The 24,494-nt window shown below is 60.2% G+C and carries 24 protein-coding genes and 1 tRNA gene; 18 read left to right on the plus strand and 7 right to left on the minus strand.

All coding sequences use genetic code 11. The annotated features are described in order from the left end of the window. Positions 1–5 precede the first annotated feature (5 nt). Positions 6–911, minus strand: coding sequence for a TIGR01777 family oxidoreductase (locus tag PspTeo4_RS17045; protein WP_322365058.1), 906 nt, complete (start codon positions 909–911; stop codon positions 6–8). A 199-nt stretch (positions 912–1,110) separates the two neighbouring features. Between PspTeo4_RS17045 and PspTeo4_RS17050 the strand changes: the two genes are divergently transcribed. The 5 genes from PspTeo4_RS17050 (at position 1,111) to PspTeo4_RS17070 (ending at position 6,189) form a co-directional block, all read left to right on the plus strand. Beyond that, on the plus strand, positions 1,111–2,097 hold the full coding sequence (locus tag PspTeo4_RS17050; protein WP_322365060.1) for an NAD(P)/FAD-dependent oxidoreductase: 987 nt from the start codon (positions 1,111–1,113) through the stop codon (positions 2,095–2,097). A gap of 106 nt (positions 2,098–2,203) precedes the next feature. Continuing rightward, positions 2,204–3,172: a DUF523 and DUF1722 domain-containing protein gene (locus PspTeo4_RS17055; protein ID WP_322365062.1), complete on the plus strand. Its 969-nt coding sequence runs from the start codon at positions 2,204–2,206 to the stop codon at positions 3,170–3,172. Beyond that, complete coding sequence (locus PspTeo4_RS17060; RefSeq protein ID WP_322365064.1) at positions 3,162–4,058, plus strand: MerR family transcriptional regulator; 897 nt, start codon at positions 3,162–3,164, stop codon at positions 4,056–4,058. Before PspTeo4_RS17055 ends, PspTeo4_RS17060 begins: the two co-directional genes overlap by 11 nt. Next, a complete protein-coding gene (gene phrB, locus PspTeo4_RS17065; RefSeq protein WP_322365066.1) occupies positions 4,049–5,491 on the plus strand; it encodes a deoxyribodipyrimidine photo-lyase in 1,443 nt (480 codons plus the stop codon). Before PspTeo4_RS17060 ends, phrB begins: the two co-directional genes overlap by 10 nt. Next, positions 5,488–6,189, plus strand: coding sequence for an SDR family oxidoreductase (locus PspTeo4_RS17070; protein WP_322365068.1), 702 nt, complete (start codon positions 5,488–5,490; stop codon positions 6,187–6,189). The genes phrB and PspTeo4_RS17070 overlap by 4 nt, the downstream gene beginning before the upstream one ends. Before the next feature lie 59 nt (positions 6,190–6,248). Here the strand turns inward: PspTeo4_RS17070 and PspTeo4_RS17075 are convergent, their stop codons facing one another. From PspTeo4_RS17075 to hemA, 6 genes are all read right to left on the minus strand, one after another. Next, entirely contained in the window at positions 6,249–6,776 is a 528-nt protein-coding gene (locus PspTeo4_RS17075; protein ID WP_416196959.1) for an acyloxyacyl hydrolase, read from the minus strand. A gap of 97 nt (positions 6,777–6,873) precedes the next feature. Then, the gene (gene murI, locus PspTeo4_RS17080; protein WP_322365072.1) at positions 6,874–7,671 is read right to left on the minus strand and encodes a glutamate racemase; all 798 of its coding nucleotides are present in this window, start codon (positions 7,669–7,671) and stop codon (positions 6,874–6,876) included. Further along, a complete protein-coding gene (locus PspTeo4_RS17085) occupies positions 7,664–8,419 on the minus strand; it encodes a molybdopterin-synthase adenylyltransferase MoeB (protein WP_322365074.1) in 756 nt (251 codons plus the stop codon). The genes murI and PspTeo4_RS17085 overlap by 8 nt, the downstream gene beginning before the upstream one ends. Continuing rightward, positions 8,413–9,243, minus strand: a complete 831-nt coding sequence (gene prmC / locus PspTeo4_RS17090) for a peptide chain release factor N(5)-glutamine methyltransferase (protein ID WP_322365076.1) — start codon at positions 9,241–9,243, stop codon at positions 8,413–8,415. Before prmC ends, PspTeo4_RS17085 begins: the two co-directional genes overlap by 7 nt. Next, positions 9,243–10,325: a peptide chain release factor 1 gene (gene prfA, locus PspTeo4_RS17095; RefSeq protein ID WP_322365079.1), complete on the minus strand. Its 1,083-nt coding sequence runs from the start codon at positions 10,323–10,325 to the stop codon at positions 9,243–9,245. The genes prmC and prfA overlap by 1 nt, the downstream gene beginning before the upstream one ends. After that, a complete protein-coding gene (gene hemA / locus PspTeo4_RS17100) occupies positions 10,322–11,599 on the minus strand; it encodes a glutamyl-tRNA reductase (protein WP_322365080.1) in 1,278 nt (425 codons plus the stop codon). The genes prfA and hemA overlap by 4 nt, the downstream gene beginning before the upstream one ends. 187 nt (positions 11,600–11,786) lie before the next feature. Between hemA and PspTeo4_RS17105 the strand changes: the two genes are divergently transcribed. The 13 genes from PspTeo4_RS17105 to PspTeo4_RS17165 all read left to right on the plus strand — a co-directional run bounded on the left by PspTeo4_RS17105 (position 11,787) and on the right by PspTeo4_RS17165 (position 24,427). Beyond that, positions 11,787–13,508 carry a tetratricopeptide repeat protein gene (locus tag PspTeo4_RS17105; protein WP_322365082.1) on the plus strand — a complete coding sequence of 574 codons (1,722 nt, stop codon included), beginning with the start codon at positions 11,787–11,789 and terminating at the stop codon, positions 13,506–13,508. A gap of 4 nt (positions 13,509–13,512) precedes the next feature. Continuing rightward, positions 13,513–14,130, plus strand: coding sequence for a lipoprotein insertase outer membrane protein LolB (gene lolB, locus PspTeo4_RS17110; RefSeq protein WP_322365084.1), 618 nt, complete (start codon positions 13,513–13,515; stop codon positions 14,128–14,130). Positions 14,131–14,134: 4 nt separating this feature from the next. After that, complete coding sequence (gene ispE / locus PspTeo4_RS17115; RefSeq protein WP_322365086.1) at positions 14,135–14,995, plus strand: 4-(cytidine 5'-diphospho)-2-C-methyl-D-erythritol kinase; 861 nt, start codon at positions 14,135–14,137, stop codon at positions 14,993–14,995. A gap of 19 nt (positions 14,996–15,014) precedes the next feature. Then, positions 15,015–15,089, plus strand: a tRNA-Gln gene (locus PspTeo4_RS17120). Between the two features lie 47 nt (positions 15,090–15,136). After that, positions 15,137–16,078 (plus strand): ribose-phosphate pyrophosphokinase, encoded by a 942-nt coding sequence (locus tag PspTeo4_RS17125; RefSeq protein ID WP_003247410.1) that lies wholly within the window; start codon positions 15,137–15,139, stop codon positions 16,076–16,078. A gap of 121 nt (positions 16,079–16,199) precedes the next feature. After that, entirely contained in the window at positions 16,200–16,793 is a 594-nt protein-coding gene (locus PspTeo4_RS17130; protein ID WP_322365088.1) for a 50S ribosomal protein L25/general stress protein Ctc, read from the plus strand. Between the two features lie 78 nt (positions 16,794–16,871). Beyond that, entirely contained in the window at positions 16,872–17,456 is a 585-nt protein-coding gene (pth, locus tag PspTeo4_RS17135) for an aminoacyl-tRNA hydrolase (RefSeq protein WP_322365090.1), read from the plus strand. A 22-nt stretch (positions 17,457–17,478) separates the two neighbouring features. Next, a complete protein-coding gene (gene ychF, locus PspTeo4_RS17140) occupies positions 17,479–18,579 on the plus strand; it encodes a redox-regulated ATPase YchF (protein ID WP_322365092.1) in 1,101 nt (366 codons plus the stop codon). A gap of 408 nt (positions 18,580–18,987) precedes the next feature. Beyond that, complete coding sequence (locus PspTeo4_RS17145; RefSeq protein ID WP_322365094.1) at positions 18,988–20,160, plus strand: hypothetical protein; 1,173 nt, start codon at positions 18,988–18,990, stop codon at positions 20,158–20,160. Between the two features lie 22 nt (positions 20,161–20,182). Further along, positions 20,183–20,746 (plus strand): adenylyl-sulfate kinase, encoded by a 564-nt coding sequence (locus tag PspTeo4_RS17150; RefSeq protein ID WP_322365096.1) that lies wholly within the window; start codon positions 20,183–20,185, stop codon positions 20,744–20,746. Further along, complete coding sequence (locus tag PspTeo4_RS17155) at positions 20,743–21,492, plus strand: class I SAM-dependent methyltransferase (RefSeq protein WP_322365098.1); 750 nt, start codon at positions 20,743–20,745, stop codon at positions 21,490–21,492. The genes PspTeo4_RS17150 and PspTeo4_RS17155 overlap by 4 nt, the downstream gene beginning before the upstream one ends. Before the next feature lie 5 nt (positions 21,493–21,497). Further along, positions 21,498–23,813 carry a PEP-utilizing enzyme gene (locus PspTeo4_RS17160; RefSeq protein ID WP_322365100.1) on the plus strand — a complete coding sequence of 772 codons (2,316 nt, stop codon included), beginning with the start codon at positions 21,498–21,500 and terminating at the stop codon, positions 23,811–23,813. Next, on the plus strand, positions 23,810–24,427 hold the full coding sequence (locus PspTeo4_RS17165; protein WP_322365102.1) for a gamma-glutamyl-gamma-aminobutyrate hydrolase family protein: 618 nt from the start codon (positions 23,810–23,812) through the stop codon (positions 24,425–24,427). The genes PspTeo4_RS17160 and PspTeo4_RS17165 overlap by 4 nt, the downstream gene beginning before the upstream one ends. Positions 24,428–24,494: the final 67 nt, after the last annotated feature.

Genomic DNA, 24,494 nt, shown 5'->3' on the forward strand with positions numbered 1-24,494 from the left:
CTATGTCAGAGGCGGCTGGACAGACTGCCCAGCGCCGATTGCAGATCGTTGTAACGGAACGTGAAACCTGCGGCCAGCAAGCGCACCGGTCGTGCCCGCTGGCCGCCGAGCAGCAGGGTCGACAGCTCGCCCAGGCCCGCCTTCAGCAGCAATCCGGGCACCGGCAACAGCGCTGGCCGGTGCAGAGCCCGGCCCAGGCGCCTGGCGAACTCGCGGTTGCGTACAGGCTCTGGCGCGCAGGCATTATAAGGACCGCTGGCGTCCTTATGCTGCAAGAGAAAATCAATGAGGGCGATTTCATCGTCTATATGAACCCAGGGCATCCACTGCCGGCCATCGCCCAACGGCCCGCCCAAGCCGAGTTTGAACGGCAGGCGCAGGCGTGACAAAAAGCCGCCATCGGCGGCCAATACCAAGCCGGTACGCACCAGCACCACCCGTATGCCAAGGGCCTGGGCACGCATGGCGGTTTCCTCCCAGGCAATGCACAGCTGGCTGGCAAAGTCTTCACGCACTGGCGGCGAAGCTTCGGTCAGCTCGCGCTCACCGCCGTCACCGTACCAACCCACCGCAGACCCGGATACCAGCACCTCGGGACGTTGTTCCCGGGCTTCAAGCCACGCCAGCAGTTGCTCGGTGAGGGTGACCCGACTGGCCCACAGCAGGTTGCGCCGAGCCGCGGTCCAGGGCCGGTCGGCGATGGGCGCGCCGGCCAGGTTGACTACCGCATCCAGCGCCTCGTCGTCGCCCAAGTCCTCCAACCGGGCGATACCGCGCACGCCGCTGCCACATAATCTGGGGACCTGTTCGGGGCGGCGACTCCACACGGTGAGACGGTGGCCCTGGCTTCGCCAGAGCTGGCACAGGTGCTGGCCAATCAAGCCGGTGCCGCCTGTCAGCAATATATGCATGGCTGTGTCCTCGTGGAGTGCGCCTGTGGTCTATTTTTAAGATCAAGGCACTTTGCTTACCAGATGTTTGACCCAACGCTTTCGTTAAACATAGGCCAACCTGCTCCATGAAGCGGAATAACCTTATACAAACATTGTGCATTGTACAGGTTTGCCTGACAGCGTAGTCTGCATAACAGCAAGGTTCGAAGAGGCCATCATGACAGTACCAATCGCTATCATCGGTGCCGGCATTGCCGGCCTGTCCGCCGCCCAGGCCTTGCAGAAGGCCGGGCAGGCCGTCCACTTGTTCGACAAGGGCCACGGCAGTGGCGGTCGCATGGCCAGCAAACGCAGCGAAGCCGGTGCGCTCGACCTGGGCGCCCAGTACTTCACCGCCCGCGACCGACGCTTTGTCGAACAGGTGCAACAATGGGTCGCCAACGGTTGGGCGGCGCAGTGGAAGCCGCAGCTGTACAACTACCGCGACGGCGAACTGACCCCATCCCCTGACGAGCAAACCCGCTGGGTTGGCGTGCCACGCATGAGCGCAATCACCCGTGGCCTGCTCAAGGATGTGACGGTCAATTTCGGCTGCCGCATCGCCGAAGTCTTCCGCGGCAAACAGTTCTGGCACCTGCAGGACACCGAGGGTTGCAGCCATGGCCCCTACAGCCGCGTGGTGATCGCCGTGCCGGCCCCTCAGGCGACGCCGCTGCTTGCGGCCACACCCAAGCTTGCCGCCGTGGCGGCAGGGGTGACGATGGAGCCTACCTGGGCCATCGCCCTGGGCTTCCAGACACCACTCGACACGCCCATGCAAGGCTGCTTCGTTCAGGACAACCCGCTTGACTGGCTGGCCCGCAACCGCAGCAAGCCAGGGCGAGACGAGCACCTCGATACCTGGGTCCTGCACGCCACCTCCAACTGGAGCAGACAGCACATCGACCTGTCCAAGGAAGAGGTGATCGAACAGTTGTGGGGAGAATTCGCCGAATTGATCGGTTGCGTGGTGCCCGCCCCCACGTTCGCCCTGGCGCACCGCTGGCTGTACGCCCGCCCGGCCGGCAACCACGAATGGGGCGCTTTGGCCGATGCCGACCAAGGGTTGTATGCCTGCGGCGACTGGTGCCTGTCCGGCCGTGTCGAAGGCGCCTGGCTCAGTGGCCAGGAGGCTGCCCGCCGCCTACTGGAGCACCTCGACTGAGCGAGCGCTAAACCTATACAAAAATACTAGGTTGCATAAATTTCTGGTTGTGCTGGAATGAACTTGTACACGCATTTTTTTATGTACAAGGTCTCTGGAGACAGCCATGCACGACCCTTCCGTCCACAGTAAGCCTCGCATCGGCATCAGCGCCTGCCTTACCGGACACAACGTGCGTTACAACGGCGGGCACAAGGCGTCCGATCTGTGCCTCGGCCAGTTGGAAGACCATTTCGAATGGCTTCCTGTATGCCCCGAAGTGGCCATCGGCCTTGGCATTCCACGAGACCCCATTCGCCTGGTAGGCAACCCTGAACACCCCGAAGTGGTGGGCACCCGCAACCCGGGTACCGACCTATCGGGCCCCTTGCGCGCGTACGGCGAGCAGATTGCGACACAGCTGCACGACATCTGCGGCTATATCTTCATGCAGAAATCCCCGTCCTGCGGCCTGGAACGGGTCAAGGTCTATCAAGAGGACGGCCACCCTGCGCGCAAAGGCGGGCGAGGTGCCTTCGCTGCCGCCTTCTGCGAACGTCGCCCAGACCTGCCGGTTGAAGAGGAAGGCCGCCTGCACGACCCCGTGCTACGCGAGAACTTCATCAGCCGCGTGTATGCCTACGCCGACTGGCAACGGCTGCTGGCCGCGGGCTTGAGCCGCGGCGCACTGGTGCGTTTTCACTCGCGCTACAAGTACCTGCTGATGGCCAACAACCCCCAGGCCTACCGCGAACTCGGCCGCCTGCTCGGCACCCTGCGCAAGGAAGACGACCCGTTGGTGGTTGGACCGCGCTACTTCAGCCTGCTCATGCAGGCCCTGCGTCGCTGCGCCAGCCGTGGCACCCACGGCAATGTCCTGCAGCACCTCAGCGGCTACCTGAAAGACGCGCTCAGCTCGCAGGACAAAGCCGAGTTGCAGACCATCATCGGCCAGTACCAGCAGGGTGTGATACCGCTGGTGGTTCCCCTGACCCTGCTCAAGCACCATTTGCGCAAGCACCCGGACCCTTACTTGCTGCAACAAGCCTACCTGCAACCACACCCTGAGGACCTGGGGCTGCGCAATGCTGTCTGAGCTGCTGCCCATCGGCGAACTGGCCCGCCGCACCGGCGTCAACCCAGTCACCCTTCGCGCGTGGGAGCGGCGCTATGGCTTGCTCAAGCCGCAGCGCACCTCCAAAGGCCACCGCCTGTATCCGCTTGACCAACTCGAACGCGTCGAGGCCATTCTTGCCTGGCTGGAACGCGGTGCATCGGTCGGCCAGGTACGCGAACTGCTCGATCAACCTGCAAACAGTGCCCCCCAAGGCGACTGGCAGGCCCGTCAGGAGCAACTGATCGAGGCCATCGCCAGCCTCTCGCAACGCGCACTCGATCAGCAGCTCAATCAGGTGATGGCGCTTTACCCGGCCATCACCCTCTGCGAGCAGTTGCTGCTGCCCTTGCTCGACAGCCTTGCCCAACGCTGGCGCAGCTATTTCAACGCACGTCTGGAGCAGGTGTTCTTCCACACCTGGTTGCGCAGCAAGCTGGGGGCACGGGTCTATCACGACAACCAACTGCTGCCTGGGCCACCTGTACTTCTTGCCGAAGACAGCGAACGGCCTTTCGACATCAGCCTGTGGCTGTATGCCTGGCTCTTGAGCAGCAACGGCATCGCCGTGGAGGTGCTCGAATACCCGGTCGGCGCAGCGGAACTGCAGCGCGCCGTCACGGCCCTTCGCCCCCGCGCACTGCTGCTGCACCTGGGGCCGCGCATCGACCTCAAAACCCTGCAGCGGACCCTGGCTGAGGTGGACGGGGTGAAGTTGTTGGGTGGCCTAACCGTTGCCCTGCATGCAACACAGTTGCAGGCGCTGAACCTTGACCAGCTGTTCCTGTTCGATACCCCACAGGCGGCCCTGCGCGTGCTGCAACGCCAAGGCCGCCCGCCTGAAGAGTTGACCCCGTCATGCAATTGATCTGGCTGCGCACCGACCTGCGCATCTCCGACAACACCGCCTTGAGCGCCGCCTGTGAGCGCGGCCCGACCGTGGCCATCTGGCTGGCCAGCCCCGGTCAGTGGCTGGCCCACGACGATGCCGCGTGCAAGGTCGACTTCTGGCTGCGCAACCTGCGCGAGCTGCGCCAGTCGCTGGAAGCACTCAACATTCCGCTGCTGGTCCGCACGGTCGACAGCTGGGATGAAGCCCCTCAGGCGCTGCTCGACGTCTGCAAGCAACTTCAAGTCGACGCGGTGCACTGGAACGACGAATACGGCATCAATGAAAACCGTCGTGACGAGGCAACACGCCGGCTGCTGAAGCAGTCCGGCATCCATGCGCACAGCTATCTGGACCAACTGCTTCTGGGCCCCGGCACCGTCCTCACCCGCAGCGGCCACTATTTCCAGGTGTTCAGCCAGTTCAAGAAAGCCTGTCTTGAGCGGCTGTACCTGAGCCTGCCAACGCTTGCTCGCCGCGTGCAACGCCAGGCCCCACTGAACATCCCAAGTGACCCGATTCCGGAGCGAATCGCAGGTTTCGACACACCGACCGACACCCTCAGAGCACTCTGGCCTGCCGGAGAGCATGAAGCACAGGCGCGGCTTGGCCGTTTTCTCGACGAAACGGTCGAGGACTACCAGCACCTACGCGATCTCCCCGCGCAGCCCGGCACCAGCCAGCTATCCGCCTACCTGGCCGCTGGCGTGATCTCGCCACGGCAGTGCCTGCATGCGGCGCTGGCCCACAACCGCGGCGAACTCGACAGTGGCAGCACAGGGGTGCAGACCTGGATCAACGAACTGCTGTGGCGGGAATTCTACAAACACATCCTGAACGGTTATCCACAGGTCTCCCGACACCGCGCCTTCCGCGACCAGACAGAAGCCCTGCCCTGGCGTGACGCCCCCGACGATCTCGCCGCCTGGAAAGAAGGCCGTACCGGTTTTCCGATCATCGATGCCGCCATGCGCCAGCTGCTGGAAACCGGGTGGATGCACAACCGCCTGCGCATGGTCGTCGCCATGTTCCTGAGCAAGAACCTGCTGATCGACTGGCGCCAGGGCGAACGCCACTTCATGCGCCACCTGATCGACGGCGACCTTGCGGCCAACAACGGCGGCTGGCAGTGGAGTGCATCCACCGGCACCGATGCCGTGCCGTATTTCCGCATCTTCAACCCGGTCTCCCAGTCACAGCGCTTCGACCCACAAGGGCGCTTCATTCGTCACTGGTTACCGGAATTATCGGGGTTGGACGACAAAAGGATTCACGAGCCCGTGAAGTCGGCCGATCTTTTTGCTAATAATTCTTATCACAGTCCGATCGTAGATCTCGGAAGCAGTCGCCAGCGCGCCCTGGAAGCCTTCAAAAGCCTTCCGCGCCGGCAGGATCAGAGGGCAGTATCTTGAACAACTCACGTATTTTTTGGGTTACGGGGGCCAGTAATGGACTGGGTCTGGCCTTGGTTGAACAGTTGCTCGATGCCGGGCACTGCGTTGCTGCAAGTGGCAAGGAAAGCGACACGCTGGATGCCTTGGCCGTAGAGCATGGCCGTCGTTTGCTGCGCCTGCCCTGGCAGTTGCAGGAGGAAGACCAGGTAACCAGTGCCTGCGAGCAGATCTGCCGTACCTGGTGCGCACTGGACAGCCTGATCCTCAACGCTGGCACCAGCGATTATCTGCCCGACACTGTGGCGGACGCCGACCTGTTCGAGACGATCGTCAACAGCAACCAACTGGCTGGCGAACACTGCCTCACCCACGCCCTGCCGCTGCTGGCACAGGGCACGACGCCGCAGGTAACGGCGATATTCAATCGCTACTCGGCCCTGCAGCTGCACGCGCCAACACAAGTGACCGCGGGCTGGAACAACATGCCGCAGTGGTTGCGTGAGCAGCGTGAAGAGCTGAAGCGACAGGGTATTGATTTGACGGTGGTGGCGCCGCAGTCACTGAAGACGCACGTGACCTCTGCCCAGGCTGTTCCAGAACCATGGACGCCGGACACCGCGGCCCAGGAACTGATCCAGCGGTTGCCATTGCGGGAACCGGAGCTGGTACTGGAGGCGCTCGACCTCAACAGCCTTTGGCCGTTGCCGAGCAGGTAAACACCTTGTCAGCACCGCCCCCATTGCCGGCGAGCCAGCGATGGGGGCGTGCGACCAACTCAAAGCGCCATCCGGTAATCCAGGCTGTAGCTTTCAACCCCATCGTTGGGTTGCTTGATACCCGCATTGGAATAGTGAATGGCGCGCACACCAATCTCATGCCCGCCTGCAAAGCGCAAACCAAAGCCGATACGGTCCTCGAACTGGAACGACGATCCCAACTCGTTGCTCTCCAGTTCGGTACTGGAAAACGCCGCCACACCGATACCGGCCTCGATGTAAGGTTTGACCGACTCCCCGGCGAACTCATAAACGAAAACCGGCGCAAACGACAGGCTATGGTTGCTCGCGGTATCGTCGCCGTCCCAATAGCTGTAGGCACCATCCCAGTACCCTGTCAGCCGGCCAGTACTGCTTTGCCACCAACTTGCGTCCCAGTTCGATTGCAGCCCCAGGCGATAGACCTGGGTGGAATCACTGGTCTGCCCCACCGAAAACGAAATATCGGCTGCCTGCGCCGACACCATATGCCCCAGAAACCATGCGGCAGCCGCCGCCAAGCCAAGCCGTTTCTTCATGAGAAACATCCTTCTTCCTGATGCTGTTATGAGTGTTCGCCTTGTGTCAGGCAAATCGGTAGAAATCGGCGGTAGTACGATAGTTCAGCTTTATTCCGCGTAGCTTTTACAACGGAAAGCTTTGCACACTGTCGGACTTATGCCACAGCAAAGGCAGGATATTTCTCAAGACTTGTGGGTCGGCACTGCTCCAGAAGCGCGCGGCCTGCGCCGGCCCGTCGGACAGCAATTCCCGAGCGGCCAGCAAGCGCTGCAACTGCCGTGCAACCGCGGCGCCGGTATCGATGATCGCAACATCCGCTGGCACCATTTCGGCCAGTAGCGGGCGCAGGAAGGGGTAATGGGTGCAACCCAGAATCAGCGTATCGCAGCCCGCCTCCAACAGCGGCTGCACATAGCCCAGCAGCAACTGGCGCAACTGCGGGCTGCCGAGGTCACCGGTCTCTATCCGCTCGACCAACCCTGGGCAGGGTTGGGTAATCACTTGCACGTCATTGGCGAAGCGGTCGAGCAACGCGGCGAACATGGCACTTTGCAGCGTGCCGGTGGTGGCCAGTACCCCGACCACGCCGGAACGGGTCGCCGCCGCGGCCGGCTTTACCGCAGGCTCCATGCCCACCAACGGCCAGTTCGGGTAGCGCTCACGCAGGTCGGCCACCGCCGCCACCGTGGCGGTGTTGCAGGCCAGGACCATGGCCTTGGCCCCCTGGGCATGAAAGAACTCGGCAATGCGCCGACAACGATCGCGGATGTAGTCTGCCGATTTCTCACCATAGGGCACATGGCCACAATCGGCGACATACAGCAACGACTCGCTGGGCAGCTGACGCTGGATCTCGGCGAGCACCGACAAACCGCCGACCCCCGAGTCCATCACGCCGACCGGCGCCGAGCGCTCAGCCATGCCGGTTACCACACACCGCGCAGGCCGGGTCGCGCTTGACCCGCAGCTCACGCATGCGCGTGCCCAGGGCGTCGATCAGCAACAACCGCCCCACCAGTGGCTCGCCGAACCCAGCCAGCAGTTTCATGGCCTCCAGTGCCTGCAAGCTGCCCACCAGCCCCACCAGCGGGCCGATCACACCGGCCTCGCTGCAGGTCAGCTCAGCCTCAGTACCGTGGCCATACAGGCAGTGGTAGCAAGGGCTGTTGTCGCGGCGCGGGTCGAACACCGAAAGCTGCCCTTCCAGGCGAATGGCGGCGCCGCTGACCAGCGGCTTGCCGGCAGCCACACAGGCCGCGTTGACGGCTTCGCGGGTGGCGAAGTTGTCCGAGCAGTCCAACACCAGGTCCACCGCAGCTACCGCCGAGGCTAAGGAGTCTTCGTCCAGCGCCTGGCGATGGGCAACCAGCCCCACTTCGGGGTTGATGGCCTGCAGACGCTGGATCGCCGAGTCCACCTTGCTCATGCCGACGCTGGTGCTGTCGTGAATCACCTGGCGCTGCAGGTTGGTCAGGTCGACGGTGTCGAAGTCCGCCAGATGCAGTTCGCCCACCCCTGCCGCAGCCAGGTACAGCGCCACCGGCGAACCGAGGCCGCCAAGGCCGACGATCAATGCCTTGCCGCGCTTGAGCCGCAGTTGGCCATCGATATCGACTTGGGCCAGCAACACCTGCCGGCTGTAACGCAACAGCTCCTGATCACTCAACATGGCAGACGCCCCACAGTGATACGTTCGTGGCCGCCCAGGTCCTTGCGGCTGGCAACCTCGGTAAAGCCCCGCGCAGTCAACAACGCCTGCACCGAGGCAGCTTGATCATAGCCGTGTTCGAGCAACAGCCAACCGCCTGGCAGCAGGTGCTCCGGCGCCTGGTCGATGATTACCCGAAGGTCATCCAGGCCATCGATGCCCGCCACCAGCGCGCTGCTGGGCTCGAAACGCACGTCGCCCGCCACCAGGTGCGGGTCCTCGGCAGCGATGTAGGGCGGGTTGCTCAGAACGAGGTTGAAGCGCTGCCCTGCCAGGCTGTCGAACCAATGGCTGGCCAACACTTGGACGTTGTTCAGCCCCAGGCGCTGGCGGTTGCGTTCGGCCAGTGCCACGGCCTCGTCGACCCGGTCTACCGCCGTCACCTGCCAGGCCGGGCAATCGCTGGCCAAGGCCAAAGCGATGGCACCGGTGCCGGTGCCCAGGTCGAGTACCTTGGCTGGCGAAGCTGGCTGCAACTCCAGAGCGGTCTCGACCAGCAATTCGGTATCGGGGCGCGGGATCAGGGTGTGCGGCGCGACTTCAAGGTCAAGCTTCCAGAAGCCCTGCTGCCCCAGGATGTAGGCCACAGGCTCTCCAGCACGGCGGCGCTCAAGGTAACCGGCGAAAACTTCCGCCGCCTCGCTGCTGACGATACGCTCGGGCCAGGTGTGCAGGTAGCTGCGCGACTTGCCGATGGCCGCGGCCAGCAACAGTTCGGCATCCAGGCGCTCGGTGGGCGAGTCTGGCAACTGCGCGTTGCGCAACAAGCTGGCGATGATGGTCATTATTCCCCCAGGGCTGCCAGTTGATCGGCCTGGTACTCGGCCAGCAACGGTTCGATCACGGCCTCCACGCCACCGGCGAGGATTTCGTCGAGGGAATACAGGGTCAGGTTGATGCGGTGATCGGTTACCCGGCCCTGTGGATAGTTGTAGGTGCGGATCCGCTCGGAGCGGTCGCCCGAGCCGACCAGCAGCTTGCGCTCGCTGGCGATGGCATTCTGGGCGGCACTGGTTTGCATGTCGTTGAGTTTGGCCGACAACCAGGACATCGCGCGCGCACGGTTCTTGTGCTGCGAACGCTCTTCCTGGCACTCGACCACGATACCGGTGGGCAAGTGGGTGATCCGGATTGCCGAGTCGGTCTTGTTGACGTGCTGGCCACCGGCGCCCGAAGCGCGATAGGTGTCCACCCGCAGATCGGCAGGGTTGATCTCGATAGCCACTTGCTCATCAGGCTCAGGCAGTACCGCCACCGTGCACGCGGAGGTATGGATACGGCCCTGGGATTCGGTTTCCGGCACCCGCTGCACGCGGTGTGCGCCAGACTCGAACTTCAGTTTGCCGTAGACGCTGTCACCTTCGACGCGGGCGATGATTTCTTTGTAGCCGCCGTGCTCGCCCTCGTTCTCCGAGAGAATCTCCAGACGCCAGCCGCGCCTTTCGGCATAGCGCGAATACATGCGGAACAGGTCGCCGGAAAAGATCGCCGCTTCGTCACCACCGGTACCGGCGCGAATTTCCAGGAACACGTTGCGACCGTCGTTGGGGTCCTTGGGCAGCAGCATGCGCTGCAGCTGGGACTCGAGCCCGACCAATTGTTCCTTGGCCTCGCGCACTTCTTCCACCGCCATTTCGCGCAGGTCGGGGTCGGCATCCTTGAGCAGCGCCTGGGCGCCTTCGAGGTCGTCCTGAACCTTGCGCCACTCTTTATAAGCAGCGATGACCGGCTCGACTTCGGCGTATTCGCGGGAATAGGCGCGGAAGCGGGTCTGGTCGGAAATGACTTCGGCGTCACCGAGCAGTGCGGTGAGTTCCTCGAAGCGGTCCTGGAGCGTGTCCAGTTTGTTCAGCAGCGACGCTTTCATTGCGGGGTTTTGTCCGTCGAGCCCTCGTTGAGGGCAAAGAGTTCCTGGGCCATGGCCAGCGCATCGAGGCGGCCCTCGGCCGAGAGCTTTTTCAACTGCACGCTGGGCGCATGCAGGAGTTTGTTGGTCAGCCCCCGGGCCAGTTGGGCCAGTACATCTTCGGGGCTACCGCCATTGGCCAGCAGACGCTGGGCCTTTTGCAGTTCTTCGTCACGCAGGCGTTCGCTTTGCTGGCGATAGGCACGCAGCACATCCACCGCTGCCAGCTCGCGCAGGCGCACCATGAAGTCCTCGGCACCCACCGAGACCAGCTCTTCAGCAGCCTGCGCTGCGCCCTGGCGGCTCTTGAGGTTTTCCGCGACCACTTCGTGCAGGTCATCGACCGTGTACAAGTAGACATCATCGAGCTCGCCGACTTCGGGCTCGATATCCCGTGGCACGGCGATATCGACCATGAAGATCGGCTTGTGCCGACGCTGTTTCAGCGCACTTTCCACCGCGCCTTTGCCGAGGATCGGAAGCTGGCTGGCGGTGGAACTGATGACGATGTCGCTGTTGGCCAGTTCCTGCGGGATATCGGCCAGCAGTACGGCATGGGCACCGAACTGTTCGGCCAGGATGCTGGCCCGTTCCAGGGTGCGGTTGGCGACGACGATCCGGCGCACGCCTTGCTCGTAGAGATGGCGGGCGACCAGGGTGATGGTCTCGCCAGCACCGATCAACAAGGCCTGGCTGCGCCCCAGGTCACTGAAGATCTGCCGCGCCAGGCTGACGGCGGCGAAGGCCACCGACACCGGGTTCTCGCCGATCGCGGTGTCGGTACGCACTTGCTTGGCGGCACTGAAGGTGGCCTGGAACAGGCGCCCGAGCAACGGCCCGATGGTGCCCGCCTCGCGGGCCACGGCATAGGCCGACTTCATCTGGCCGAGAATCTGCGGCTCGCCGAGCACCAGCGAGTCTAGGCCAGAGGCCACCCGCATCATGTGTTTCACGGCATCGTGCTCTTCATGGATGTAGGCGCTGGCGCGCAGCTCATCCAGGCTCAGGCGGTGATAGTCGGCCAGCCACTGCAGAACGGCGTCGGCTGACAGGTGGTCCTGCTCTATATAGAGCTCGCTACGGTTGCAGGTCGACAGAATCGCCGCTTCGCGGCTGGCGGTCAGTCGGCAGAGCTGCTGCAGGGCGTCTACCAGCTGCTCTGGGGTAAACGCCACGCGCTCGCGTACGTCTACCGAGGCAGTCTTATGGTTGATACCAAGTGCAAGAAAGGCCATGCAAGGTCGCTGGTTGTGACGAGAAGCCGATAATTGTCCTCTTTCACAGGTTTTAGAACAACCACCGTTCGCTATTGTCCCAATAATCCCAGGCCATCCCTGTAAACCGCGACCTTCGCCGGTGGGTTTGCCCCCGCGCTTGTGTCATCATGCTCCGACCGCCGGTTAGTCCTTCTAAGCCTCATTTATGAACAGACCCTACGCATTGCTGCTTGCCCTCGCCCTGCTCCAGGGCTGCCAGAGCCTGGCCCCGCAACAAGCCGAACCGCCCGTCGCCGAGGCTGGCAAGGCTGAGGCCGACAAGCCCGTGGTGTATGGGTCGTTCACACAGGACACGCTGTATAGCCTGTTGGTGGCAGAGCTGGCCGGCCAGCGCAATCGCTTCGACATCGCCCTGGCCAACTACACCGACCAGGCCGAGAAGACCCAGGACCCCGGCGTTTCCGAGCGTGCCTACCGCATCGCCGAGTACCTGGGCGCGGATGAGCCGGCCCTGGACAGTGCGCTCATCTGGGCCCGCAACGACCCACAGAACCTCGACGCCCAACGCGCCGCCGCTGTCCAGCTGGCACGCGCCGGCCGCTATGACGACTCCATGGCCTACATGGAAAAGGTGCTTCAGGGCCAGGGCGATACCCACTTCGACTTCCTCGCCCTGTCCGCCGCCGAAACCGATCAAGGCACCCGCGACGGCCTGATGCAAAGCTTCGAGCGTCTGTTGGTCAAATATCCTGACAACAGCCAGCTGGTGTTCGGCAAGGCCCTGCTGCTCAACCAGGACGGCAAGCCCCAGCAAGCTCTCGACCTGCTTGAAGCGCACCCACCGCAGAACGGCGAAATAGCCCCGATTCTGCTGCGCGCGCGCCTGCTCCAGGCCCTCGACCGCGGCCCTGAGGCCTTGCCACTGTTGCGCGGTGCGATCCGCGACAACCCGGACGACAAGCGCCTGCGTCTGACCTACGCCCGCACCTTGGTCGAGCAGGACCGCATCGCCGACGCCAAGGGCGAATTCCTCAGCCTGGTCCAGCAATACCCGGAAGATGACGAGTTGCGTTACTCCCTGGCGCTGGTGTGCATGGAGAACAAGGACTGGGATGAAGCCGAAAGCTATCTGCAAGAGCTGATCGAGCGCGACAGTAATGTCGATGCCGCCCACCTCAACCTGGGACGCATCCGTGAGGAACGCCACGACCCCGAGGGCGCCCTGCGTGAATATGCCCTGGTCGGCACCGGCCCCGACTACCTGCCGGCGCAACTACGCCAGGCCGATATCCTGATCGCCAACGGTCGCGGCACCGAGGCCTCGCGCCTGCTTGCCGAAGCCCGTGAAGCCCAGCCGGACCTTGCTATCCAGCTGTACCTGGTGGAGTCGGAAAGCTACAGCAACAACAACAAGGACGCCCAGGCCGACCAAGTGTTGCAACAGGCCCTCAAGCGCTTCCCGGATGACCTCAACCTGCTTTACACCCGCGCCATGCTGGCCGAAAAGCGTGATGACCTGCCGCAAATGGAACAAGACCTGCGCGCCATCATCGCTCGCCAGCCGGAAAACGCCATGGCGCTGAACGCGCTTGGCTACACCCTGGCCGACCGCACCACTCGCTACACCGAGGCCAAGGCACTGATCGACAAGGCCCACCAGCTCACCCCGGACGACCCGGCCGTGCTCGACAGCCTGGGCTGGGTCGCCTACCGCCTGGGCAACCTCGATGAAGCCGAACGCTACCTGCGCCAGGCCTTCGAGCGCTTCCCCGACCATGAAGTGGCTGCCCACCTGGGCGAGGTGCTGTGGGCCAACGGCAAGCGCCGCGAAGCTCGCCAGGTCTGGGCCAAGGCCTTCGAAGCTCAGCCCGACAGCCCTATCCTGCGCAAGACCGTCTTGCGCCTGACCGGATCCGAGACCCTTTAACGCCATGTTCCTGCGCCATTGCATCACCTTTTCCCTGATCGCCCTGCTTGCCGGCTGTGCTGGCTTCGGTTCCCGCGAAGCCCTGCATGGCCAAGGCAACCCACAGCAGTGGCGTGCCCATAAAGAACAGCTGAGCACCCTCGACGGCTGGCAGATCAACGGCAAGGTCGGTATTCGCGCCCCGCGCGACTCCGGCAGCGGCACACTGTTCTGGCTGCAACGCCAGGATTACTACGACATCCGCCTGGCCGGCCCGCTTGGCCGTGGTGCCGCACGCCTGACCGGCCGCCCGGGTGGCGTGGTACTGGAGGTCGCCAACCAGGGCCGCTTCGAGGCAGACAGCCCCGAGGCTCTGCTCGAAGAACAACTGGGCTGGCAATTGCCGGTCTCGCACCTGGTGTGGTGGGTGCGTGGCCTACCGGCCCCGGACAGCAAGAGCCAGCTGACCCTGGATGACGACAGCCGCCTGGCCAGCCTGAATCAGGACGGATGGCAAGTGCAGTACCTGAGCTATACCCAGCAAAACGGCTACTGGCTGCCCGAACGCATGAAGCTGCACGGCGAAAACCTCGACGTGACCCTGGTGGTCAAGGACTGGCAGCCACGCCAGCTGGGGCACTGAGCCCATGTCAAAGCTCACCCTGCCCGCCCCGGCCAAACTCAACCTGTGGCTGCATATCGTCGGTCGCCGTCCAGACGGTTACCACGAACTGGAAACCGTATTCCAGTTCCTCGACCACGGCGACGAGTTGAGCTTCGCCCTGCGTGACGATGGCCAGATCCGCCTGCACACCGAGATCGACTCGGTACCGCATGACAGCAACCTGATCGTGCGCGCCGCCCGTAAACTGCAGGAACAGTCCGGCACCGGCCTGGGGGCCGACATCTGGCTGACCAAGGTCCTGCCAATGGGCGGAGGCATTGGTGGCGGCAGTTCCGATGCAGCGACCACTCTGCTGGCACTCGACCATCTGTGGCAACTGGGCTGGGATGAAGATCGCCTGGCCACCCTGGGCCTGTCCCTGGGTGCGGATGTGCCAGTGTTCGTTCGTGGTCATGCGGCGTTCGCCCAGGGCGTGGGCGAGCAACTGACTCCGGTCGACCCCGAAGAGCCTTGGTATGTCGTGCTGGTGCCGCAAGTCTCTGTCAGCACTGTAGAAATTTTTTCGCATCCACAGTTGACACGTGATTCGCTCCCCCTTAAGATGCGCCCCGTTCCCGAGGGAAACAGTCGAAATGACTGCCAACCGGTGGTAGAGCAGAGTTACCCAGAAGTTCGCAATGCGTTGAATTCACTAGGTAAATTCACTGATGCTCGATTAACCGGCACTGGAAGTTGTGTGTTTGGGGCCTTCCCAAGCAAAGCCGAAGCTGATAAAGTTCTGGCCCTTCTTTCAGCGACCCAAACAGGGTTTGTGGCGAAAGGAAGCAATGTTTCGATGTTGCATCGTAAGCTGCAAAGTCTGGTCAAGAAGTCGAGTGCATAGCGCTCGCAGCAACAGATACAGGGGCGTCGCCAAGCGGTAAGGCAGCAGGTTTTGATCCTGCCATGCGTTGGTTCGAATCCAGCCGCCCCTGCCATTTTCTTTATACTCATCCAGGTTACCCTCAGCCTTCAGGTACTGCGCGTGTCCAAGATGATGGTCTTTACGGGGAACGCCAACCCCGATCTGGCTCGGCGTGTCGTACGTCAGCTGCATATCCCTCTCGGTGACGTCTCTGTCGGTAAATTCTCCGACGGCGAAATCAGCACTGAGATCAATGAAAATGTCCGCGGTAAAGACGTCTTCATTATTCAGCCGACTTGTGCCCCGACCAACGATAACCTGATGGAACTGGTAGTGATGGCCGATGCCTTCCGCCGCTCCTCAGCATCCCGAATCACCGCCGTGATTCCTTACTTCGGATATGCCCGCCAGGACCGCCGTCCGCGTTCGGCACGTGTAGCCATCAGCGCCAAAGTCGTCGCTGACATGCTCACTGTCGTGGGTATCGACCGTGTTCTCACCGTCGACCTGCACGCTGACCAGATCCAAGGCTTCTTCGATATCCCCGTCGACAACATCTACGGCTCGCCCGTACTGGTCGACGACATCGAAGACCAGCGTTTCGAGAACCTGATGATCGTCTCCCCGGACATTGGTGGTGTCGTGCGCGCACGTGCCGTCGCCAAGTCCCTGGGTGTCGACCTGGGTATCATCGACAAACGCCGCGAGAAGGCTAACCACTCCGAGGTTATGCACATCATCGGCGACGTCGAAGGACGCACCTGCATCCTGGTAGACGATATGGTCGACACCGCCGGCACCCTGTGCCACGCGGCCAAGGCCCTGAAAGAACACGGCGCTGCCAAGGTTTACGCCTACTGCACGCACCCTGTCCTGTCGGGCCGCGCGATCGAGAACATCGAGAAGTCGGTACTGGACGAGCTGGTGGTGACCAACACCGTTCCGCTGTCCGCCGCTGCTCAAGCCTGTGACCGTATCCGCCAGTTGGATATCGCACCGGTTGTCGCTGAAGCGGTACGCCGCATCAGCAACGAAGAATCGATCAGCGCGATGTTCCGCTAAGCGGAACACCTGCTGACGAAAAGCGCCCCGCCCCAACACTGGTTGTTGGGGCGGGGCTTTTTTGCCATCCCCGTTGGCGCTGGTCGCAAACGCCCTCGGGAGGCTATTTTGGAGATACAAAATGACTGACTTCATCCTGAACGCCCAAGCGCGTACTGACCTGGGGAAAGGTGCGAGCCGCCGCCTGCGTCACTCCGCCAACATCCCTGCCGTTGTTTACGGTGGCGATAAAGAAGCCCAATCCCTGACCATCCTGGCCAAGGAAATCGCCAAGCTGTTCGAAAACGAAGCTGCCTTCAGCCACGTTATCGAACTGAACGTCGACGGCGCCAAGCAGAACGTCGTGGTCAAGGCCATGCAGCGTCACCCAGCCAAAGGCTTCATCATGCACGCCGACTTCGTTCGCGTCGTTGCTGGCCAGAAACTGACCGCTAAAGTACCGGTTCACTTCATCAACGAAGAAGCTCCGGTCAAGAAAGGCGGCGAAATCTCCCACGTAGTGGCTGAGGTTGAAGTTTCCTGCGAAGCCAAAGACCTGCCTGAGTTCATCGAAGTCGACCTGGCCAAGGCTGAAATCGGCACCATCATCCACCTGTCGGACCTGAAAGCTCCGAAAGGCGTAGAGTTCGTTGCTCTGGCCCACGGTGATGACAAAGCTGTTGCCAACGTTCACGCTCCGCGCGTTGCTCCAGAAGCTGAAGGCGCTGCCGAGTAATCCACTCGCACGCCGGTGTTGATCGGGTTACAGTGCCCCGCGCCTGTAACCCACCAACTCCAAGGAAGAGCCCCTGACGTGACCGCCATCCAGTTGATCGTTGGCCTGGGTAACCCCGGCCCCGAATACGAACAGACCCGGCATAACGCAGGGGCTCTTTTCGTTGAACGCATTGCCAGCGCCCAGCGCGTTTCGCTGACCGCTGACAAAAAATATTTCGGCCTGACGGCTAAATTCAGCCATCAGGGCAACGACGTTCGTCTGTTGATCCCGACCACCTACATGAACCGCAGCGGCCAGTCCGTGGCGGCATTGGCCAATTTCTTCCGGATCAAGCCGGAGGCCATTCTGGTGGCGCATGACGAACTCGACCTGCCCCCGGGCGTTGCCAAGCTCAAGCGCGGCGGCGGCCATGGTGGGCACAACGGCCTGCGCGACATCATCGCGCAGCTCGGCAACCAGAACGACTTCCACCGCCTGCGGCTTGGCATAGGCCACCCGGGCGACGCCAAACTGGTCTCCAACTTCGTCCTGGGCCGCGCGCCGCGCGCCGAGCAGGAGAAGCTCGACGCCAGCATCGATTTTGCCCTCGGCGTGATGCCGGACGTGCTTGCCGGCGACTTCGCCAAGGCGATGCGCGAACTGCACAGCCAGAAGGCCTGATTTCCTAGAGAGGGGAACACCCATGGGTTTCAATTGCGGCATCGTCGGCCTGCCCAACGTCGGCAAGTCCACCCTGTTCAACGCCCTGACCAAGTCCGGCATCGCGGCGGAGAACTTCCCTTTCTGCACCATCGAGCCGAACAGCGGCATTGTGCCGATGCCTGACGCGCGCCTGAATGCGCTGGCGGAAATCGTCAAACCTAACCGCATCCTGCCGACCACCATGGAGTTCGTCGACATCGCCGGCCTGGTGGCGGGCGCCTCGAAAGGTGAAGGCCTGGGCAACAAGTTCCTGGCCAACATCCGCGAAACTGACGCTATCGCCCACGTGGTGCGCTGCTTCGAAGACGAGAACGTGATTCACGTTTCCAACAGCGTCGACCCCAAGCGTGACATCGAGATCATCGACCTCGAACTGATCTTCGCCGACCTCGACAGCTGCGAGAAGCAACTGCAGAAGGTTGCCCGCAACGCCAAGGGCGGCGACAAGGAAGCCCTGGCGCAGAAGGCCATTCTGGAGAAGCTGATCCCTCACTTCACCGAAGGCAAGCCTGCGCGCAGCCTGATGAAGAACATGGCTGACGACGAAAAGGCCGTTATCCGTGGCTTCCACCTGCTGACCAGCAAGCCGGTCATGTACATCGCCAACGTTGCCGAAGACGGCTTCGAGAACAACCCGCACCTGGACGTGGTCAAGGCCATCGCCGAGGAAGAAGGCGCGGTCGTGGTGCCAGTGTGCAACAAGATCGAAGCGGAAATCGCCGAGCTGGATGAAGGCGAAGAGAAAGACATGTTCCTCGAGGCCCTGGGCCTGGAAGAGCCAGGCCTGAACCGCGTGATTCGCGCCGGCTACCAACTGCTGAACCTGCAGACCTACTTCACTGCCGGCGTGCAGGAAGTACGCGCCTGGACCGTCCGCGTCGGTGCCACTGCGCCGCAGGCTGCTGGTGTGATCCACACCGACTTCGAAAAAGGCTTCATCCGCGCTGAAGTGGTGGCCTACGACGACTTCATCCAGTTCAAGGGTGAAGGCGGCGCGAAGGAAGCCGGTAAATGGCGTCTGGAAGGCAAGGACTACATCGTCAAAGACGGCGATGTGATGCACTTCCGCTTCAACGTCTAAACCGTCATCAGGCCTAGCCGGAGCCTGATGAACCCGAAACCCCTTGAGGATCACCGCCTCAAGGGGTTTTTCTTTTCCAGCGAAGTCTCAGAAGACCTGAAAAAGAATGGCAAGCAACTCTATGCAACTCGAATGGCAATAGTCTGTAGACGCACGAGAAACAATTCCGTTCGAGATAGTGGCAGATTCACATACTGCATGGTAGGATCAAATAATTTCTAAAATACAAGCTTAACCATTTATTTTTTAAAGAAATTCAATACTACTTTAGCTGATTTACGCTTGGTAGCCAGTGTGCGTAAGCAACGAAGGGAGATAGGCGTGGGGCATGATCGAATAATCCTTAGCCTTGACTTATCCGACTAAAAATTATTACGTCCAGGACGACTTTAAAGTACGATTTTTACCATGAAAAACATTTACCTGATAAACAATGTACAGAATGGTGGAAAAACATATCTCGAATATTTACTGCCACCTCTAAAAGCGCTTCGAGACAAATACAACTGCATAGTTCTCACCACAAAGCTTACCGGCGTAACCAAGAGCGAAGCAGAGCAGACGTTAGGCCACCCAGTTGAAGAAGTTGAGCTCGACTACATCGTACAACTAAATTCACAAGTAATCATCTCGAATGACGCCTTTATTGGAAGAGCGCTAGACGAGTCAAACTTTGCAGTATTTATCTCGCATGGTAACGTCGGCATGCCCATCAAGGATAAATATTATGCCTCCAGTTTGATGTCACTTTTTGACGCGATTGTTTCCCCATCCAGATCGTTTTTTGCTTTGCTGCAGAAAGGTCTACAGCTCTACAGACATGACAGAAATACATTTCTATCATTCGACTATAAAACACTACGCTCTGACCTTCGAAAAACCAGCGCCATCTCGACGCTACCTGTCAAGATCCCCGAAATCTTAAACTCCCCTCCCGCCTTTTTGCGAACGCCTGGCAAATATGTTGTTGGTATTCTTCCAACGCAAAAAGGGATCTGCCCAAGCGGCGCTTCTCTATTTGAAAACATGGTAGAGGTCATAAACGCAGTCAAGGCCCAAGTCCCTCACGCGAGTATTATTTTACGGCCTTACATGACTGATTTCGAACATCCTTATATTAAAGAGATGTGCGAACAGCTTTCCCAGTATCCGTGGATTAAAATAGATGAAACCAAGGGGCGTAGTGAGGAATTTTACCGACAGTGTGACACGGTAATCACCGATGCTTCGAGCGGGGGCGTTTCATTTATGCTCAACACCTGCAGGCTGCCCATTTATTACGTTCCATCCGACAGTGAAAGTCACCCTATCGTCAATGCGTGGCTCGAGCAAACTGGCAATTTTCTACCCATCGCTAAAAATGGCAATGAACTGAAAGACCTGTTACATGGATTTGAACTGCTCTCCCCCGAACAACATTACGCCATTTACAAAGCATTTTACGAGTCTGAGTTCGGGGGCTTCCATCATCCGGAGGAAGTCTTCCAGGACCTGGTTGAAAAACAGCATGATTCCGTTTTTTGCTACTTTGCAATGGCTGCTAATGGCGACGCAATCAAAACCATAAACAACGTACTGTAACAGCCCTACTTATAGACTGCATATGAACCAGGTCGATATGAACGTTGACTTCACCGGGCAAGTGGTATGGATTACAGGGTTGTCGGGGGCGGGAAAATCAACACTAGCCCGAGAGGTTGTTGCCGGGCTTCGACACCAAGGCAACTCGGTAGTCATGCTGGATGGGGATGAACTGCGCGATGTATTTGGCACGACGGCCATCCGCCCGCAAAACTACGACAGAGAGGCGCGTTTGGCGCTGGCCATGCAATACGCTCATCTGTGCAGGGTCATTGCTGCTCAAGGGCACATCGTGGTGATCGCAACCATTTCGCTTTTCCGCGAGATTCATGCATGGAACCGAGCCCACTTGCCCGGCTATTTCGAAGTCTACTTGAAAGTCCCGGTGGAGGAACTGCGTCGCCGGGACCCCAAGGACATCTATCGACGATTTGACGCAGGTGAGTTACACAACGTCGCGGGGCTCGACTTGCCAATTGATGAACCAGGCTCGGCAGATTGGGTGGTGGAGTTTGAGCCACACCGCACGTTAAAAACGCTAACTCATGACTTACTGGACCGTTTTTATAAAAGGAAATTGGTATGAAAACCGAATGGGACTACACCATCCTGGCTGACGCTTACCTTGAGCGTCCTGACTACGCCGATGCTGCGATCGATGCGATGCTGTCAATTGCAGGGACCAAGAAAGGCGACAAGGTCTGCGATGTCGGAGCAGGCGTAGCACACCTGACCATGATGCTGGCCGCTCGCGGCATGGACGTCATGGCCGTAGAACCCAATGATGCCATGCGACGCAACGGCATCAAGCGCACCACCGACCTGGCCAATGTCAGTTGGTATGAAGGCACTGGTGAATCCACCGGACAAGCCTCCAAAGCGTTCGATATGGTTACCTTTGGCAGTTCCTTCAACGTCTGCGACCGCCAGCAGGCACTCAAGGAGACTGCACGGATTCTCAAACCCCGAGGCTGGTTCGCCTGCATGTGGAATCACCGCCATCTTGATGATCCTATCCAGGCCCGGATCGAAGCCATCATTAAAGAGCACGTACAGGGCTACGGCTATGGCACCCGTCGTGAAGATCAAACTGCAGTCATAGATGCGAGCGCACTTTTCGGTCCTGTTGTACATCTGGATGCGCGTATCACTCACCAACAAACGATCGAGCAGTGCCTGGAAGCCTGGCGTTCGCACGCGACGCTGGAACGCCAAGCCGGGGCGAAATTCCATGAGGTGATTAGCGCAATCGAGGATTACCTGAGAAGTCTTGATACCGCTTCGATCCAGATTCCGTACTCGACCAATATTTGGATTGCCCAGTTGAGATAATGCCGATGGCGCTGCATTTCTCTACCAAGGCCGGCACATTGATCAGCCTCCAGGAGCGACTCCAGTCAGCTCGCATTGCGCGCTTGCTGTCGTTCACCGTCAGCGACTGGCAGATGGGGCGGCATGCCTGTTTTCGGGATATCCGTGGACGGCTGGGAGACGGTCCATGGATCGTGCGCTCCAGTTGCCAGCGTGAGGATGGTACACAAGCGTCCAGTGCCGGCGCTTTTCTCTCGATTCCTGATGTCTATGAAGCAGACTTGGAATCAGCGATCGAAAGGGTGATCGCCAGTTATGGCGATGCGCACCAGGCTGACGAGGTACTGATTCAGCCGATGCTGGAGAAAGTCGTGCGCTCCGGCGTTGCCTTTTCCCACGACCCGAATACCTGTGCCCCCTATCGAGTGGTGAACTGGTCGGAGGGCAATGACACCGCATCCGTCACTGGCGGTATGGGCGGGCGGTTATGGCAGCAGGCAGCACTTAGCAAACTCCCACCTCCGCCAAGCCTCGCGCCAACCATCGTTTTGCTCGAAGAGTTGCTGGAACTGTTTGGTGGCGTTCCGATCGATTGCGAGTTCGCAGTCACGCGCGAAGCAGAAGGCGAAGTGCTGTGGCTGTTGCAAGCCCGTCCGTTGATTTTGCCAACCGCTGCGGAGTCCGAATCTGACCAAGCCACTCGGTTGGACGGTATTCAGCGTAAGGTGGCGCGGGGTATGCAACCGCACCCATTCTTGATGGGCCAACGTACCGTTTACGGCGTGATGCCGGACTGGAATCCCGCCGAAATTATCGGCATCCGTCCCAAGCCGCTGGCACTCTCACTGTATCGGGATTTGGTAACCGACTCTATCTGGGCCTACCAGCGTCATAACTATGGTTACCGGAACTTGCGCAGCTTCCCATTGATGCCGCATTTTTTCGGGTTGCCCTATATCGATGTGCGTTTGTCGTTCAACTCGTTCATTCCAGCGGACCTTGATGAGGGTCTAGCCGGGCGGCTGGTTGATCACTACATTGATCGGCTGCTGGCCGAGCCGACACTACACGACAAGGTGGAGTTCGAAATTGTTTTCTCGTGCTACACACTGGACTTGTCGCAACGACTGGAGCGTTTGGCCAGTGCCGGTTTCCTGGAACACGAACTGGAGGCCATCAGCACCAGTTTGCGCAAACTGACCAACCGCATCGTTCACCCCAAAGATGGCTTATGGCGAGCCGATGCCAACAAGCTCGAAACGCTCAACAAACGGCGCGAGGAGTTGCTGGCCTCCAACGCTGACCCTCTGGACCGTATTTACTGGCTGCTGGAGGATGCCAAACGTTACGGCACCCTGCCATTTGCCGGTCTAGCCCGAGCCGGCTTCGTCGCGGTGCAGATGCTCAAGTCCCTGGTCACGGTAGGCGTGTTCTCTCAGGCTGATTACGACAGTTTCATGGGAGGGGTTTCAACCGTCAGTGGTCAATTGGCACGCGATCGGGCAACACTGGACAAGGCGACCTTTCTGGCGCGCTACGGCCACTTGCGCCCCGGTACCTACGACATCCTCTCACCCCGTTACGATGAGGCACCGGACCTCTACTTCGACTGGGCTCAGCGTCCATCCGCCCCTGAACCGGTAAAGCCCTTCTCACTGACCCTTCCTCAGATGCGAGAAATCGTGAAACTGTTGGAGGAGCATGGATTGCAACCAGACGCGGTCGGTTTGCTGGACTTCATGCAATCCGGAATAGAACTACGCGAACTGGCCAAATTCCATTTCACCCGCAACCTTTCGGATGCCTTGGCATTGATTGCCGAAGTGGGCGCCCAACACGGTATAACCCGTGAAGACATGGCCTATTGCGACATCAATGTCCTGAAGGAATTGCACGTTGCTGCAACAGATCCGAAGGAATTGCTGTTGCGCAGCATAGAGCAAGGCAAGGCCCGCTATGAGAGAACTCTCAAGATATCGCTGCCGCCAGTCATTACTCGACCGGAGGATGTCTGGTCCTTCGAGTGGCCCGATGCTGCACCCAACTTCATCACCCAGAAACAGGTGACAGCACCTGTGGTCGGCGGTGAAGACCGAGATATGCTTGCCGGCGCGATTGTCTGTATTCCCAATGCAGACCCAGGGTTCGACTGGTTGTTTGCCTACCCGATTGCCGGCCTGATAACAGCATGGGGCGGCGCTAATTCGCACATGGCGATTCGTGCCGGTGAGTTGGGTCTGCCAGCGGTTATCGGTGCCGGAGAGGTGCTCTATCGTCGCTGGTCGGCGGCTCAGCGCTTGCACCTGGACTGCTCTGGGCGTTGGGTGGAGGTGTTGGCATGAAGGTAGTAGCTATTAGTCAGCGAGTGGATGAGATTGCTAAGCGCGGCGAGTGTCGGGATGCACTCGACCAGCGACTGGTCAACTTTCTACTCGTTGCCGGATATTTACCGGTGCCGGTGCCCAACGAGTTGTACCTGCAAACACTCGGCCAGGGCGCGACTCATGATGCCTTGCATGACTGGTTGAATGCACTTTCGCCGCAGGCCATTGTGCTTTCGGGAGGGAATGACATCGGCCAGTACCCGGCGCGTGATACTACCGAAGGCAGATTGCTTGATCATGCACGATCCCACCGCCTGCCAGTACTCGGTCTTTGCCGGGGTATGCAAATGATCGCGCACTGCTTTGGTGGCCAGCTGAAACCGGTGGTGGGCCATGTGCGAACTCGGCATCAACTGTCAGGACAGATTGTTGCCGAGGTGAACAGTTATCACGGTTTCGCACTTGCCGATTGCCCGGAAGCGTTTGAAATACTGGCGCGCAGTGAAGATGGGGAAATCGAAGCTATTCGACACCTGAGCCTGCCCTGGGAAGGCTGGATGTGGCACCCGGAGCGAGAGCACGTTTTTGCACCACATGACATTCATCGATTGAGAATGTTGTTCGGTGAGTGAACGGCTCTGAAGTGAGACTGCACAACTCGCCAAGGCGAACACCATACGAATTTCATGAGGTGGAACT

Origin of the sequence: Pseudomonas sp. Teo4, from assembly GCF_034387475.1 — a bacterium.
In the GTDB taxonomy this organism is placed as follows: domain Bacteria; phylum Pseudomonadota; class Gammaproteobacteria; order Pseudomonadales; family Pseudomonadaceae; genus Aquipseudomonas.

Coding starts and splice junctions, on each gene's coding strand:
- PspTeo4_RS17045 (WP_322365058.1), bottom strand. CDS start 911: ATGCATATATTGCTGACAGGCGGCACCGGCTTGATTGGCCAGCACCTG.
- PspTeo4_RS17050 (WP_322365060.1), top strand. CDS start 1,111: ATGACAGTACCAATCGCTATCATCGGTGCCGGCATTGCCGGCCTGTCC.
- PspTeo4_RS17055 (WP_322365062.1), top strand. CDS start 2,204: ATGCACGACCCTTCCGTCCACAGTAAGCCTCGCATCGGCATCAGCGCC.
- PspTeo4_RS17060 (WP_322365064.1), top strand. CDS start 3,162: ATGCTGTCTGAGCTGCTGCCCATCGGCGAACTGGCCCGCCGCACCGGC.
- phrB (WP_322365066.1), top strand. CDS start 4,049: ATGCAATTGATCTGGCTGCGCACCGACCTGCGCATCTCCGACAACACC.
- PspTeo4_RS17075 (WP_416196959.1), bottom strand. CDS start 6,776: ATGTTTCTCATGAAGAAACGGCTTGGCTTGGCGGCGGCTGCCGCATGG.
- murI (WP_322365072.1), bottom strand. CDS start 7,671: ATGGCTGAGCGCTCGGCGCCGGTCGGCGTGATGGACTCGGGGGTCGGC.
- PspTeo4_RS17085 (WP_322365074.1), bottom strand. CDS start 8,419: ATGTTGAGTGATCAGGAGCTGTTGCGTTACAGCCGGCAGGTGTTGCTG.
- prmC (WP_322365076.1), bottom strand. CDS start 9,243: ATGACCATCATCGCCAGCTTGTTGCGCAACGCGCAGTTGCCAGACTCG.
- prfA (WP_322365079.1), bottom strand. CDS start 10,325: ATGAAAGCGTCGCTGCTGAACAAACTGGACACGCTCCAGGACCGCTTC.
- hemA (WP_322365080.1), bottom strand. CDS start 11,599: ATGGCCTTTCTTGCACTTGGTATCAACCATAAGACTGCCTCGGTAGAC.
- PspTeo4_RS17105 (WP_322365082.1), top strand. CDS start 11,787: ATGAACAGACCCTACGCATTGCTGCTTGCCCTCGCCCTGCTCCAGGGC.
- lolB (WP_322365084.1), top strand. CDS start 13,513: ATGTTCCTGCGCCATTGCATCACCTTTTCCCTGATCGCCCTGCTTGCC.
- ispE (WP_322365086.1), top strand. CDS start 14,135: ATGTCAAAGCTCACCCTGCCCGCCCCGGCCAAACTCAACCTGTGGCTG.
- PspTeo4_RS17130 (WP_322365088.1), top strand. CDS start 16,200: ATGACTGACTTCATCCTGAACGCCCAAGCGCGTACTGACCTGGGGAAA.
- ychF (WP_322365092.1), top strand. CDS start 17,479: ATGGGTTTCAATTGCGGCATCGTCGGCCTGCCCAACGTCGGCAAGTCC.
- PspTeo4_RS17145 (WP_322365094.1), top strand. CDS start 18,988: ATGAAAAACATTTACCTGATAAACAATGTACAGAATGGTGGAAAAACA.
- PspTeo4_RS17150 (WP_322365096.1), top strand. CDS start 20,183: ATGAACCAGGTCGATATGAACGTTGACTTCACCGGGCAAGTGGTATGG.
- PspTeo4_RS17155 (WP_322365098.1), top strand. CDS start 20,743: ATGAAAACCGAATGGGACTACACCATCCTGGCTGACGCTTACCTTGAG.
- PspTeo4_RS17160 (WP_322365100.1), top strand. CDS start 21,498: ATGGCGCTGCATTTCTCTACCAAGGCCGGCACATTGATCAGCCTCCAG.
- PspTeo4_RS17165 (WP_322365102.1), top strand. CDS start 23,810: ATGAAGGTAGTAGCTATTAGTCAGCGAGTGGATGAGATTGCTAAGCGC.